A 13,979-nucleotide genomic window follows, 5' to 3' on the forward strand; every position below is an offset into this window, starting at 1 on the left:
AGAAGACTCTTCCATACGCTCACTCTTTATTAATAGGCTTTTGTCATCATCCCGAGACCATTTAAAACGTTTCGATGCTCCACCTGCGAAAAGCCTACGTCTGTTAAAAGACGAGATAATTCTGTTTCGCTTTTACGGTGACGTCGTTCCGATACGGTTGCCCATTTCAGTAAGAATGCTTTTTCGTTATCAGAAAATCCATTGGCTTCGGCATAGCTTGATGCTGTTGCTATTGACATGTGCGGAGCAGGATTTAAGAGAAACACTTCACCTTCAGGTTTTGTCACTCTTTTTAATTCAGCTATTCCGGATTCGATTGAAGGCAATAAAAACAGTGCGCACGTTGAGAAGACACGGTCGTAGGACGCGTCTGTTTCTGCAAGCGCGAGTGCATCCCCAACTTTTGCTATAGCCTTATAATCAACCCGGGCATTTGTAAACAAGTCATTGGCTCGCTTAACCATTTCCCCGGAAATATCTACACCAACCACTTCTTTCGCTTCTTTTACACCTCTAAGCAAAAATCGCCCTGTACCACAGCCAACATCAAGCACACGCTTGTTTTCCCACGAACCGGAAAACCGTTTTAGTTCCGAATGAATCGCAGACAGCCAATCCGTTTGGACCATCTCGTCAAAGAAATCTACTAATGGATCAAATTCGCTGCCTTCCATTTTACGCATAGACATCCTACCTTCCTCTTATGATGAACGAACGGTAAGCCAATCTTCATTATGTGGATTTTCTCGCCATAAGGTTAGCTTTTGCTGTTCATTCGCAGAAATAAGCTGTCTTTCCTTTGCTTGTTCAATTAACGCATCATATGCGCAGAGAACGTGATAGTCTAAGTTTGCCTGCTTAAACGCTAATTCTGCTGCGTTTAATTGATAAGAGAAAATTGCAGCAACAAAGGAAACCTCTCCACCAGCCTCTCGAACAGCATCGGCAGCAGCAATCGAGCTGCCTCCTGTAGAAATTAAATCCTCAATAATGACTACTTTGCTAGAAGCCGGTAAATGTCCTTCAATTTTATTTTTCTTCCCATGACCTTTTGCGCTACCTCGTACATAGATCATCGGTAGCTGTAATTCTTCCGCGACCCATGCGGCATGAGGAATTCCAGCGGTAGCAGTTCCGGCCACGACATCTGCATCTGGCGCATAGGTTTTAATCAAGTGAGCCAGCCCTTTCGCAATGTCTTTTCGTACATGTGGATACGACATCGTTAAGCGATTGTCACAATAAATGGGCGATTTCAACCCTGAACTCCATGTAAATGGTTCGTTTGGTGATAATGTAACAGCTTGAATATCGAGTAAGTGATTGGCAATTGTTTGACTCATGTAAGAGCCACTCCCTTCCATTCCGAATGCATTTCTTTATACACGTGAAGGGGATCTGACGCCATCGTTAAACTTCTACCGACAACGATTCCCCAACTTCCTAGTTGTCTTGCTTCGGCAGGAGATACGATTCGCATTTGATCTGCCTTATCGTCTTCCGCTCGACGAATTCCAGGGGTGACTGTCAAAAATTCTCGGCCGCATCCTTCATGAATAAATGGCACTTCTTTGGCTGAGCAAACGACTCCGTCTAAACCAGATGTTTTTGCTAGCTGTGCGTAGGAACAGACAACGTCTTTTAAAGGCCGATCGATGTGAAGCTGTTGCTTGAGCATGTCTTCGTTTGTACTTGTTAGCTGTGTCACAGCAATACATTTTGGTCGTTCCTTCCCTGGCCGTGTACCTGCTTCTAACCCTTCAATTGCAGCCTCCATCATGGCTTGCCCGCCGGCAGCATGTACGTTCACCATATCAATTTCCATTTCTGCCAGCACGCGCATCGTTCGTTTCACTGTATTTGGAATATCGTGAAGTTTTAAATCCAGAAAAAGATTGTACTGTGCCTCTTTTAATTCTTCAATCGCTTTCAGCCCTTCACGATAAAAAAGTTCCATGCCGACTTTGACATCAATCGTTTCGTTTGAAAAGTGTTCAAGAAATTGTCTTCGTTTTCCGCGATGATTAAAGTCTAGCGCGATAAAGAGTGGGTTTTGCAAGATTTCCAGCTCCCTCCAATAATGTCCGTAATGCTGTTCATTTCCATCTCATCTAAGTACTGTGGCAATTCGTCAATAATCGTGGGGCATGTGTACGGATCGACGAAGTTCGCTGTCCCTATCGCAACACAGCTTGCACCAGCTAGTAAAAATTCAATGACATCTTGTGCATTTTGAATGCCGCCCATTCCAATGATCGGAATGTCGACTTGTTGACTGACTTGATGAATCATGCGTAATGCGACTGGTTTAATCGCTGGCCCCGATAATCCACCGTATGTATTCGCCAAAATAGGTTGACGGGTTTTAAGATCGATTCGCATGCCGAGCAGTGTATTAATCATCGACAGTCCATCTGCGCCAGCTGTTTCAACTGCTTTTGCCATCGCTACGATATCCGTAACATTCGGAGACAGCTTGACGTAAACCGGTACTTTAGAAACAGCTTTCACTTCTTTTGTTAATTCGGCGGCGGTTTCAGGTACGGTTCCAAATGCAATTCCACCTTGTTTGACGTTCGGACACGAGATGTTCAGCTCTAATGCGTGCACGTTTTGTTCTGCCGATAATCGGGCGGCGACGTCAATATAGTCGCCCATTGTTGAACCTGCAATATTTGCTACAATCGGCACATCGTAGCGATCAAACCGCGGTAATTCCCTTTCAATCACGCCTGCTAATCCGGGATTTTGCAACCCAATTGCATTGAGCATGCCTGCTTTTGTTTCGGCAACACGAGGCGTGGCGTTTCCGAATCGCGGTTCTGGCGTCGTTGCTTTTATCGCAATGGCCCCTAGTTGATTTAAGTCAAAGAATTCCGCATACTCACCGCCAAATCCAAAGCAACCAGAAGCTGGCATGACCGGGTTTTTCATCGACAATCCTGGTAGATTCACTTCTAATCGATTCATTTATAGTACAACCTCCCCAACTGGAAATACTGGTCCATCCGAACAAATTTTACGATATTCATGGGCATCGCCATCTTCAACTGCACACACACACGCAAAGCAAGCGCCGATTCCACAACCCATTCGCTCTTCCAACGAAATAAACGCTTTTTTGTGACGGTATCGCTCTGTGACCACTTTTAACATTGGTGTAGGGCCGCATGAATAAAGCACGTCACACTTGAGCTCAAATTCGTCGATCGCATTCGTCACAAAGCCGTGAACGCCATGAGAACCATCAACTGTCGTCACATAGACATCCCCAAGTGCTTTAAATGCTTCTTCGTAAAAGACATCCTGTTTTGAAGCAAATCCTAGCACACTAATGACGTGAACCCCTTTTTTTACGAGTTGTTTTGCTAGATAGTAGAGTGGAGGTACACCGATACCGCCCCCAACAAGTAGTGCCACATCGCCTGTTTGTGCTTCTTCAACAGGAAATCCTTTTCCGAGGGGTCCCATGACGTTTAACGTTTTTCCATTTTCATAGTGTGAAAGTCGAGATGTTCCTTCGCCACCAGCGCGATAAATCATCGTTACTTGCTGTTTGTTTAAATCAACGTCAGCGATGCTTATTGGGCGACGCAAGAGTAGATCTTCTGACTGCCCTACACGAACATGTAAAAACTGTCCAGGTTGCGTCATATGCGCAACTGTTTCCCCTTCTAAAACAAGCTGATAGCTGTCTTTTGCAAGTAATGTTTGTTCAACAACTGTTAATGACCCATAGCGATCTCTCATCTTGATTCCCCCTCTTTTGTTTTCATGGAAAGAGTCACGTACCTGTGGCCGTGACCCCTTTTTTCATTTATACCGGCTGCGGCATACTTTCTGCTGCAAACGTAATTGACTCAAGTACGCTTAACAAAGCTGCTGCTGTATCAATGGATGTGAGGCAAACAACACCATTTTCAACGGACTCTCGGCGAATTCTAAAGCCATCCCGAGCAGGTTGTTTTCCTCTTGTAAGGGTATTAATGACGAATTGGGCTTCCCCTTGACGTATGAGGTCAAGCAAATGAGGTTTTCCCTCATTAATTTTATTGACGACACGAACAGGAATCCCTTCCATCTCTAGCAAGTTTGCTGTTCCAGAAGTCGCCATAATGCTGTATCCAATCTCATGGAATCGTTTCGCAATCTCAATCGATTCTTGCTTATCTTTATCAGCGATCGTGAATAAAACCGATCCGTGCGTAGGGATATTCATACCTGATGCCACGAGTCCTTTATATAACGCTTTTTCTAATGTGCGGTCGCGCCCCATGACTTCTCCCGTTGACTTCATCTCCGGTCCAAGGGTGATGTCAACTCGACGTAACTTCGCAAACGAGAAGACTGGAACTTTAACCGACACTTCTTTTGCTTCAGGGTGGTAGCCTGTGCCGTAACCGAGTGAAGCAAGGCTTTCTCCTAACATCACGCGAGTTGCGACATTTGCCATTGGCACACCTGTTATTTTGCTTAGAAACGGTACCGTACGACTAGAACGCGGATTTACTTCTAACACATAGACATCATCTTGATGCCAAACAAATTGAATGTTTAGGAGTCCAATAATGTTAAGTCCACGGGCAATCTTAGTCGTTCGTTCAATCAACCGTTCTTTTAAGTGTTCTGGAACCGTTTGAGGCGGGTATACCGCAATGGAATCACCGGAATGGACCCCTGCTCGTTCGATATGTTCCATGATGCCTGGTATATAGACATCTGTACCATCTGAGATCGCATCGACTTCAAGTTCTTTCCCTGTTAAATAGCGATCAACGAGCACTGGATGTTTCGGATTTACTTTAACAGCTGACTGCATATAGCGAAGAAGCTCTTCTTCATGATAGACAATCTCCATCGCCCGTCCGCCTAATACATATGATGGCCGCACTAGAACGGGATAACCAATCTCAGTGGCAATCGTTACCGCACCCTCGACCGAGGTTGCTGTTCTTCCTAATGGCTGTGGAATCGCTAAATTCATCAACGTTTGCTCAAATTTGTCCCGGTTTTCGGCACGATCCATATCTTCTAGCTGAGTGCCGATAATCTTTACGCCTCGAGCAGCTAAATCCGCAGCAAGGTTGATCGCCGTTTGCCCACCAAATTGCACGATGACTCCTTTTGGGTTTTCAAGGTGAATCACATTCATGACATCTTCAATCGTCAAAGGTTCGAAATAAAGTTTGTCAGAGGTAGAAAAGTCTGTCGAGACAGTTTCCGGATTATTATTCATAATGATCGCTTCATACCCTGCTTCTTTAATCGCCCAAACGGTATGAACCGTTGCATAGTCAAACTCGATGCCTTGACCAATTCGAATTGGACCTGAGCCTAGGACAAGGATACTGTCTTTTTCTGTAACATTAGACTCATTCTCACGTTCATAGGTACTATAAAAATATGGTGTAGCCGATGCAAATTCCGCTGCGCACGTATCGACCATTTTAAAAACAGGTTTAATTCCCGCGGCATCTCTTAACTCAAATACCGCTTGTTCCTCCGTCTTCCATCTCTTGGCGATAAACGAATCAGCGAAACCTGCTCTCTTTATTTTTCGTAATAGCTTTTCGTTCGTTCTCGCCTCCGTCAACTGTTCTTCTAGTGCGACGATCCGCGCTAGTTTTTGCAAAAAGAGACGATCAATTTTCGTTGTTTGATAAATTGTTTCTACAGGTGTTCCTTTTCGAAGCAGCGCACCAATCGCAAACAGACGCTCATCGTCCGCTTTCGCAATTTTCTTGAGCAAATTTTCTTCTGACTGCATGTCTAGTGTTGCGTCTTGAATATGGTCGTAGCCTGCTTCAAGTGATCGAACTGCTTTTAAGAGTGATTCTTCCAGCGAACGTCCAATCGCCATCACTTCACCAGTTGCTTTCATTTGCGTCCCTAGGGTACGGTTGGCACTTTCAAATTTGTCAAAAGGCCAGCGAGGAATCTTCGAAACAACATAGTCTAGCGCTGGTTCAAAGCTTGCATACGTTGTTTCTGTTACTGGGTTTTTCAACTCGTCCAAATGGTAGCCTACCGCAATTTTCGCAGCAATTTTTGCAATTGGATAGCCTGTCGCTTTTGAAGCCAAAGCAGATGAACGGCTGACTCGCGGGTTTACTTCAATGATATAGTATTGATCACTATGTGCATCGAGGGCAAACTGTACGTTGCAACCCCCTTCAATGCCGAGTGCGCGAATAATGGAAAGGGAGGAATTCCGTAACATTTGGTAATCGCGATCGGATAGGGTTTGGCTAGGTGCGAATACAATTGAATCTCCTGTATGAACACCGACAGGATCAAAGTTTTCCATGTTACAAACAACGATTGCTTCATCTTGTGCATCTCGCATGACTTCGTACTCTACTTCTTTAAAGCCCGCAATACTTTTTTCCACTAAACATTGCGTAACCGGACTATACTTTAACCCACTTGCAACGATTTCTTGTAAATCCTCATCATTATAAGCAATGCCTCCACCTGTACCACCAAGTGTGTAGGCGGGACGAATGATCACAGGGAAGCCAATATGCGCAACAAATTTTTCCGCTTCAGCTAGCGTATGGACAATCTCACTTTCAGGAACCGGCTCTCCTAGTAAGTTCATAAGGGCTCGAAATTGCTCACGATCCTCTGCTTGTTCAATTGCGCTCAATTTTGTTCCAAGTAGCTCAATGTCGTAGCGTTCAAGCACGCCCGCATTCTTCAATTCAAGCGCCATATTGAGACCTGTTTGCCCCCCTAGCGTTGGCAGTAGTCCGTCTGGACGTTCTTTACGAATAATTCTTGTCACAAAATCGAGTGTCAACGGCTCAATATACACCCGATCTGCCATCGTTGTGTCTGTCATAATTGTTGCAGGATTTGAATTAATGAGGATAACCTCGTACCCTTCTTCTTTTAACGCTTGACACGCTTGTGTCCCTGCATAATCAAATTCAGCTGCTTGACCGATCACAATTGGACCTGATCCGATCACAAGAATTTTTTTCAAATCTGTACGCTTTGGCATAACAACACTCTCCCCTAATCCTATTAAACAAGTACGTTTGTTTTTACTGTTTTCATCATCTCGACAAAACGATCAAAAAGATCATTTGCATCATGAGGTCCTGGGTTTGCTTCTGGATGATACTGAACGCTAAAGGCGGCTGCTCGTTTATGGGATAATCCTTCCACGGTTCCGTCGTTCACCGCTTCGTGCGTTAACACTAATTCTGTTCCTTCTAAAGAAGCGAGGTCAACGGTATAGCCATGGTTTTGCGCTGTAATATCAATTCGACCTGTTGTCAATTCACGTACAGGATGATTCGATCCACGATGACCGAATGTCAATTTGCTCGTGGTTGCACCGCTTGCTAGTGCTAAAAGTTGGTGGCCTAAACAGATTCCGAATAGCGGGATTTCTCCTACTAGTGCACGTACCGTTTCAATCGTTTCAGGAACATCTTCAGGATTACCGGGTCCGTTTGAGACAAGCACACCGTCAACACCAAGGCGTTTGATCTCTTGTGCAGTTGTGTTGTATGGCACAACAACCACATCACATTGTCGTTCAATAAGGGACTGTAAAATGCCATGTTTCATTCCACAATCAATCAATGCAACACGCTTTCCTTTTCCAGGCACATGATAAGCCGTATTTACTGATACTTGTGATACTTGCGTCGTTTGAAGGGGTATGTGCTGGAGCTCTTCGACCACATCCTCAACCTTTACCGACAACGAGCATACATAGCCTTTCATGGTTCCGTGTGCGCGAATTTTTCTCGTTAACATACGTGTATCGATTCCCGCTAATCCTGGAATTCCTTTTGCAACAAGTAACTCATGAAGCGATTCTTGCTCTCGATAGTGACTAGGTTCATCCTCTACTTCTCGCACGATCAGAGCGGAAATGGCAGGGTCAAGGGATTCAAAATCATCTCGATTGATGCCATAGTTGCCGATTAGCGGATACGTCAACATTACAATCTGTCCACAATAGGATGGATCAGACAAAATCTCTTGATACCCAGTCATTCCTGTATTAAATACAACTTCTCCACTTATTTCTACGTCGGCTCCAAAACCTTCTCCAATAAATACAGTGCCATCTTCTAAAATGAGTTGTTTATCCATGGTTCACTCGCTCCTTTGTAAAAACCGCTTCGCCTGCTACATAAGTGGCGTGTGGAATTCCTGTACACGTCCACCCTGCAAACGGTGTGTTTGTACCTTTACTGTAAAATGTCTCAGGGTTAATCGTTTCCGTTGCCTGTAAATCAATCAGCGTGAAATCGGCCGGAGCCCCGACATTCAATGTTCCATATGGAAGTTCGAATGTTTCTGCTGGTTTTGTTGTAAGCCAATCAATAAGCTGGTTCAAGCCGAACGAGCCTGATTCAACAAAGTGTGTATACAATAATGGGAATGCCGTTTCGAGTCCGACAATTCCAAACGGCGCTCGATCCATGCTCGTTTGTTTCTCTTCTTGTGTATGCGGCGCGTGATCCGTTGCGATGAAGTCAATCGTCCCATCGAGCAACCCTTCAATTAATGCTTCTTGATCGGCTTTTGATCGAAGTGGCGGATTCATTTTAAAATTCGTATCTTGACCGTTAATGTCCTCTTCACTTAGGAGCAGGTGATGAGGTGTTACTTCTGCGGTTACCCGAATACCCGCTTTTTTTGCGTCTCGAATCGTGCGTACCGACTCTTTCGTTGACACGTGGCAAACATGGTAGTGGCAATTTGCTGCTTCTGCAAGCAGCACGTCTCTTGCAATATGTACAGATTCACATACTGATGGAATCCCATTTAAGCCTTCTTGCATGGCGTACTGTCCTTCGTGCACAGAACCGCCGTTAATCAAGGTATTGTCTTCACAATGGGCAACAACTGCCATTTGATACTTAGCTGCTTCTTTCATCGCCGCAAGCATCATACCAGCGTCTTGAATGCCTACCCCGTCATCCGTGAACGCAAAGGCGCCTGCATCTTTAAGAGCTGAGAAGTCTGTTAGCTCTTTTCCTAGTTGTCTCGTTGTAATAGAGGCATAAGGAAGAACGCGCACATGTGCTTTTTCAGCAATTCGTGCCATTAATGCAGTCATCGTTTCAGCTGTATCTGGAACAGGTCTTGTGTTCGGCATCGCGGCTACTGTCGTAAATCCCCCTCTCGCTGCTGCTTTTGTACCTGTTTCAATCGTCTCTTTCTTTTCGCCACCTGGTTCTCTTAAGTGGATGTGAAGATCAACAAAACCTGGCGTAATCAAAAGGTTATTCGCGTCAATTTCTTTTGTAATGTCGGTTGTTTCCTCAACAAAATGGCCATCTCGTACAAACAAATGTTTTTGCTCTTTCTCGCCTGCCGCGTTTATGATAAATCCGTTACTAATTTTTAGTGTCATTTTGTCTTCATCCCCTTTTTATACTTAACGTTGTAACGCTCGTTTTAACACCGCCATGCGTATAGCCACACCATTCTCGCTTTGCTTGTAAATTCTAGAGCGATCACATTCAACTAAAGCACTACTAATTTCAACATCCCGATTTACTGGGGCCGGGTGCATAATGATGCTGTCTTGCTTCATCTTTTTTTCGCGTTCCATCGTTAAACCGTAACGTTGATGATAGTCTTCTTTAGAAAAAGCCATTGCACCGTCATGCCGCTCATGCTGGACTCGAAGCAACATGACCACATCCGCAGTTTTAACTGCTTCATCCATTGAGAGATACCGATAACGAGTCTGAAAATCCCCCATCCATTCAATCGGACCAGCAATTGTTACCGTTGCCCCCAATCGTTGAAGGATTTCAGCGTTAGAGCGCGCTACTCTACTGTGTTGAAGATCCCCTACAATCGTGACCGTCAGCCCTTCAAACTGTGAAAACTCTTGTTTAATTGTTAGCAAATCTAAAAGCGATTGTGTTGGATGATTGCCACATCCATCTCCAGCATTAAGAACCGGAATGTTTATTTCTTTTAACTCTTCATAAAATTCATCTTTTGAATGGCGGATCACGACTGCACTCGCTCCAATCGATTGCAGTGTTCGCACAGTGTCGTATAACGACTCACCTTTTTGGGTGCTTGATGACGCCCCATCAAATTGTAAGACGTCAAAGCCCAGTCGGCGTTCCGCTACTTCAAAGCTAAATCGTGTACGTGTGCTCGGTTCAAAAAATAAATTTGCGATAAACGTTTGGTCGCTTGGCTGCCACGTTTCTCCATTTGCAAATCGCTCAGCTTGCTGCAGAATGTCGTACACCTCATCTACGTGTAATTCTGTCATCGTATAGAGGCTCTGATTTCGAGAGCCATATAATTGAACCGTCATTCGTACATCCTCCTTTAGTGTTGTTCCGGATTTTCTTCAAACATGTTTTGTTCACCGTAGCTAACGTTTTTATTTGGCAAGACAGCATGTAGGACTAAACCAATAATGGTGGCGAGTGACATACCTGCAATTTCAAATGTGTCGGAGAAGCGTACAGTTGCGCCACCGATCCCCACTACGAGAATGATCGATGCAATCACCATATTTCGTTTTTCACCCATATCAAGCTTATTATCGACGAGCATGCGTATACCAGCAGAAGCGATGATGCCGAACAACATAATGGAGATGCCGCCCATCACCGCTTCAGGAATCGAGCTGATTAACGCGGCCACCTTTCCAATGAATGAGAACGTAATCGCCAACACTGCCGCACCTGCTATCACGAAGACGCTGAACACTCGAGTAATCGCAATAACACCGACATTTTCACCGTATGTGGTATTCGGTGGTCCACCGATGCCCGCTGCAATGATTGTCGCTAAACCATCACCCATTACCGTTCGGTGCATGCCTGGCTTTTGCAAAAAATTCTTTCCTGAAATCTTGCTTAACACCATTAATTGTCCTGTATGTTCCGCTAATGTCACTAATGCGACTGGCGCCATAATGGCGATGATTGCCCAGTTTAAGGAAGGGTCATACGTGTAGAATGGGATCATTAATTCAGGAACAGCAAACCAGTTTGCGTCTCGAATCGGGTTTAGATCAATTAACCCTTGTGAGAGCGCGAATACGTAACCCGCTATTAAACCAAGTAATATCGGAATTAAATTTAAAAATCCTTTAAAGTACATCGTCGCAATGACGGCAACCCCTAGCGTTATACCTGCTGTAACGATGTGAACAAGGCTATATTCATCCGTTCCCGGTAAATACATCGCATTATCCACTGCCGTTGTTGCTAAACTTAGACCAATCACCATAATGACTGGACCTACAACAATCGGTGGTAAAAGTTTAGTAATCCAGTTTGTTCCTGCCGCTTTGATAATAAGTGCTACAACCCCATAAATAATTCCAGCGAAGAAACTTCCGATCATGGCTCCTTCCGTTCCGCCTAATGCTTGTGCGGATAAAATCGGAGCGATAAAGGCAAACGATGAACCTAAGTAGGCTGGTACTTGCCCCTTTGTAATGAGGATAAATGCCAATGTCCCTAGTCCACTTGATAAGAGAGCCGTTGCTGGACTCATATCAATTAAAAATGGAACGAGTACCGTTGCACCAAACATTGCGCATAAGTGTTGTAAACTGAACAAAAGCCATTGGTCTGCTCGAGGTATTTCTTGGATGCCTAATCTCATTTTTTGTTTCATCGATTTTCTCCTTTTGCCTTTTTGTTCATATAAAAAGCCTCCTAGAGTCTAGGAGGCGGCAAGAAAGAAGCACAAACGTGTTGCTTTGCGTGTGTTCTTATTCCTCTTGCCAGCCTCACAGGACTACGATTAAAGAGGAGCTATACAATTGTTACTTCATCTAATTCATCTACTTCTTTAAGCTTAGCGGAGATGCGCTCTTGCTTCGAAGTTGGCACATTTTTCCCAACATAATCAGGACGAATTGGCAGTTCACGATGCCCTCGATCCACTAACACAGCAAGTTGTATTAATGAAGGCCTCCCGAGATCAATCAAAGCGTCAAGGGCTGAGCGCACCGTTCTCCCTGTATAAAGAACATCATCCACAAGAATTACGGTAAGGCCATTAATGTCAACCGGTATATCCGTTCCTTGTAAGACTGGTTCGTGATCGCTTGTTTTAGGTGTTAAATCATCACGATAAAGCGTAATATCAACTTCACCGACAGGAATATCTTGTCCTTCAATATCCTTAATTCGTTGAGCCAACCGATTAGCAAGATAAATGCCTCGTGTCTTAATCCCAACTAACACACAGTTCTCTACGCCTTTATTTCGCTCAATCACCTCGTGTGACATCCTCGTTATTGCACGGCGCATCGCATCTTCATCAATGATCATTCTTGCCATCGTCGAGCCTCCTCACAAAAAATCCCTACCTGTCCTAAAGGAGCAGATAGGGATTTAGATAGACGTATCCAAATTCACCGACTCCTTGATAGCCTCACAGGACTATGTTTAAAGGACATATAATCTTCTTTTGTAGTATGCATCACTCGTACGGTTTTGTCAATCTTGTTTTCGTAAATCTTGCAATAATGTTTCCATATCTTCAGGCACTGGCGCAGTAAACAAAAGTTCTTCATTTGTTCTCGGATGAACAAATCCAAGGGTTTCTGCATGTAGCGCTTGTCCAGCAATCGGCAATGTTTTCTTATACCCGTATTTCGGATCTCCTGCTAATGGATGTTCAATATATTGAAAATGTACGCGAATTTGATGAGTTCGGCCTGTTTCTAATTCACAAGTCACGTAAGAAAAAGCGCGAAACGTTTCTTCTAAGGTGAAATGCGTAACAGCTTGCTTACTGTTTCTGTCCGTCACCGCCATCTTTTGACGATCTTTTAAATCTCGACCGATCGGTGCATCAATTGTCCCTTTCTTATGAGAAAGCACACCATGTACAATTGCCTTGTATTGACGCTTTGTTGTTTTGTTCATTAATTGTTTGGACAAATGTTCATGGGCATGGTCATTTTTTGCTGCAACAATTAAACCTGTCGTGTCCTTATCGATTCGATGTACAATGCCAGGACGAACCTCGTCATTAATGCCTGACAAATCGGTGCAGTGGTACAGAAGCGCATTGACAAGGGTCCCGCTTGAATGCCCTGGCGCCGGATGTACAACCATGCCTCTAGGTTTGTTGACCACAATGAGATCCGCATCTTCATAGACGACGTCTAGGGGGATATTTTCAGCTTTCACTTCCGTTGACGCTAGCTCTGGCTCCATGACGCCAATTACATCGCCTTGTTGAACTTTATAATTTGCTTTTATTGCTTGTTCATTCACAGTCACCAGGCCGTCTTGAATCCACTTCTGGACGTGGGTTCGTGATGTATCTCCATGTAAAAGAACGATCATTTTATCAATACGCTCATTGATTTGCGTTTCATCAATTGTCCATTGTTTCATATTAGTTCTTGCTCTCCTTCTTTTCACGCCTAGCTTCTAAAATTAAATTTATTAAAAATAGCCCCACACCGACTGTTAAGGCCGAGTCAGCAATATTAAAAATCGGGAAGTTTCCAAATGTATCAATAAAATCAACCACTTCTTGACGAAAAAGACGGTCAATAAAATTCCCAATCGCGCCACCTAAAATAAGGCCCAAAGCCCACTTTAATAATGTATGGTTCTTAGCTTCGGTTTGGATCAGATAAATAATCACACCAACCATAATGACGGTAATAATGTAAAACAACCACATCTGCCCTTGCAAAATGCCAAACGCCGCACCAGAATTTCGATGAGAGAAAATGTAAAAAACATTTTCAATGACCGTAATGCGTTCACCGATGACCATATTTTGAACAACAAGCCACTTGGTTAATTGATCAAGTCCGATAATAAGTAATGCAATTATGTAAGCCATTCGTATCCTCCACTATGTAATAGGCTTAGTGTAGCATAAATACAAAAAAATGTCTGTCCTTTCTCCATGGATGACAGCGACTTATACTCAATCCTGTTTGCATAGAAATTAAGAACGGAGGTGTTAAAACCTCCGTGTTTTTGCAC

At 44.0% G+C, this 13,979-nt stretch carries 13 protein-coding genes; all 13 read right to left on the bottom strand.

Features of this window, described 5'->3' with window-relative positions; genetic code table 11:
- Positions 1 to 29 precede the first annotated feature (29 nt).
- The 13 genes from ABC361_RS11975 to lspA all read right to left on the bottom strand — a co-directional run bounded on the left by ABC361_RS11975 (position 30) and on the right by lspA (position 13,839).
- Complete coding sequence (locus ABC361_RS11975; RefSeq protein WP_413074186.1) at positions 30 to 689, bottom strand: class I SAM-dependent methyltransferase; 660 nt, start codon at positions 687 to 689, stop codon at positions 30 to 32.
- 12 nt (positions 690 to 701) lie between these two features.
- Complete coding sequence (pyrE, locus tag ABC361_RS11980) at positions 702 to 1,343, bottom strand: orotate phosphoribosyltransferase (protein ID WP_413074187.1); 642 nt, start codon at positions 1,341 to 1,343, stop codon at positions 702 to 704.
- Positions 1,340 to 2,059, bottom strand: coding sequence for an orotidine-5'-phosphate decarboxylase (gene pyrF / locus ABC361_RS11985; RefSeq protein WP_413074188.1), 720 nt, complete (start codon positions 2,057 to 2,059; stop codon positions 1,340 to 1,342). The genes pyrE and pyrF overlap by 4 nt, the downstream gene beginning before the upstream one ends.
- The gene (locus ABC361_RS11990; protein WP_413074189.1) at positions 2,032 to 2,970 is read right to left on the bottom strand and encodes a dihydroorotate dehydrogenase; all 939 of its coding nucleotides are present in this window, start codon (positions 2,968 to 2,970) and stop codon (positions 2,032 to 2,034) included. Before ABC361_RS11990 ends, pyrF begins: the two co-directional genes overlap by 28 nt.
- A complete protein-coding gene (locus ABC361_RS11995; protein WP_413074190.1) occupies positions 2,971 to 3,750 on the bottom strand; it encodes a dihydroorotate dehydrogenase electron transfer subunit in 780 nt (259 codons plus the stop codon).
- 67 nt (positions 3,751 to 3,817) lie between these two features.
- Positions 3,818 to 7,006, bottom strand: a complete 3,189-nt coding sequence (gene carB / locus ABC361_RS12000) for a carbamoyl-phosphate synthase large subunit (RefSeq protein ID WP_413074191.1) — start codon at positions 7,004 to 7,006, stop codon at positions 3,818 to 3,820.
- Positions 7,007 to 7,029: 23 nt separating this feature from the next.
- Positions 7,030 to 8,115, bottom strand: a complete 1,086-nt coding sequence (locus ABC361_RS12005) for a carbamoyl phosphate synthase small subunit (RefSeq protein ID WP_413074192.1) — start codon at positions 8,113 to 8,115, stop codon at positions 7,030 to 7,032.
- Positions 8,108 to 9,385 (bottom strand): dihydroorotase, encoded by a 1,278-nt coding sequence (locus ABC361_RS12010; protein ID WP_413074193.1) that lies wholly within the window; start codon positions 9,383 to 9,385, stop codon positions 8,108 to 8,110. The genes ABC361_RS12005 and ABC361_RS12010 overlap by 8 nt, the downstream gene beginning before the upstream one ends.
- 24 nt (positions 9,386 to 9,409) lie before the next feature.
- Positions 9,410 to 10,315, bottom strand: coding sequence for an aspartate carbamoyltransferase catalytic subunit (locus ABC361_RS12015; protein WP_413074194.1), 906 nt, complete (start codon positions 10,313 to 10,315; stop codon positions 9,410 to 9,412).
- Between the two features lie 14 nt (positions 10,316 to 10,329).
- On the bottom strand, positions 10,330 to 11,634 hold the full coding sequence (locus tag ABC361_RS12020; protein ID WP_413074195.1) for a solute carrier family 23 protein: 1,305 nt from the start codon (positions 11,632 to 11,634) through the stop codon (positions 10,330 to 10,332).
- 140 nt (positions 11,635 to 11,774) lie between these two features.
- Positions 11,775 to 12,305, bottom strand: a complete 531-nt coding sequence (pyrR, locus tag ABC361_RS12025; RefSeq protein WP_413074196.1) for a bifunctional pyr operon transcriptional regulator/uracil phosphoribosyltransferase PyrR — start codon at positions 12,303 to 12,305, stop codon at positions 11,775 to 11,777.
- 159 nt (positions 12,306 to 12,464) lie between these two features.
- Positions 12,465 to 13,373 carry an RluA family pseudouridine synthase gene (locus ABC361_RS12030; protein ID WP_413074197.1) on the bottom strand — a complete coding sequence of 303 codons (909 nt, stop codon included), beginning with the start codon at positions 13,371 to 13,373 and terminating at the stop codon, positions 12,465 to 12,467.
- 1 nt (position 13,374) lies between these two features.
- Positions 13,375 to 13,839 carry a signal peptidase II gene (gene lspA / locus ABC361_RS12035; protein ID WP_413075767.1) on the bottom strand — a complete coding sequence of 155 codons (465 nt, stop codon included), beginning with the start codon at positions 13,837 to 13,839 and terminating at the stop codon, positions 13,375 to 13,377.
- Between the last annotated feature and the right edge of the window lie 140 nt (positions 13,840 to 13,979).

Source organism: Shouchella phoenicis, from assembly GCF_047238345.1.
GTDB lineage: Bacteria > Bacillota > Bacilli > Bacillales > Bacillaceae_D > Shouchella.

Excerpts from the sequence above, each read along its gene's own strand:
- ABC361_RS12010 (WP_413074193.1), bottom strand. The coding sequence starts at position 9,385 with ATGACACTAAAAATTAGTAACGGATTTATCATAAACGCGGCAGGCGAG.
- ABC361_RS12005 (WP_413074192.1), bottom strand. The coding sequence starts at position 8,115 with ATGGATAAACAACTCATTTTAGAAGATGGCACTGTATTTATTGGAGAA.
- ABC361_RS11990 (WP_413074189.1), bottom strand. The coding sequence starts at position 2,970 with ATGAATCGATTAGAAGTGAATCTACCAGGATTGTCGATGAAAAACCCG.
- ABC361_RS11995 (WP_413074190.1), bottom strand. The coding sequence starts at position 3,750 with ATGAGAGATCGCTATGGGTCATTAACAGTTGTTGAACAAACATTACTT.
- ABC361_RS12030 (WP_413074197.1), bottom strand. The coding sequence starts at position 13,373 with ATGAAACAATGGACAATTGATGAAACGCAAATCAATGAGCGTATTGAT.
- pyrE (WP_413074187.1), bottom strand. The coding sequence starts at position 1,343 with ATGAGTCAAACAATTGCCAATCACTTACTCGATATTCAAGCTGTTACA.
- ABC361_RS11975 (WP_413074186.1), bottom strand. The coding sequence starts at position 689 with ATGTCTATGCGTAAAATGGAAGGCAGCGAATTTGATCCATTAGTAGAT.
- ABC361_RS12015 (WP_413074194.1), bottom strand. The coding sequence starts at position 10,315 with ATGACGGTTCAATTATATGGCTCTCGAAATCAGAGCCTCTATACGATG.
- carB (WP_413074191.1), bottom strand. The coding sequence starts at position 7,006 with ATGCCAAAGCGTACAGATTTGAAAAAAATTCTTGTGATCGGATCAGGT.
- ABC361_RS12020 (WP_413074195.1), bottom strand. The coding sequence starts at position 11,634 with ATGAAACAAAAAATGAGATTAGGCATCCAAGAAATACCTCGAGCAGAC.
- pyrR (WP_413074196.1), bottom strand. The coding sequence starts at position 12,305 with ATGGCAAGAATGATCATTGATGAAGATGCGATGCGCCGTGCAATAACG.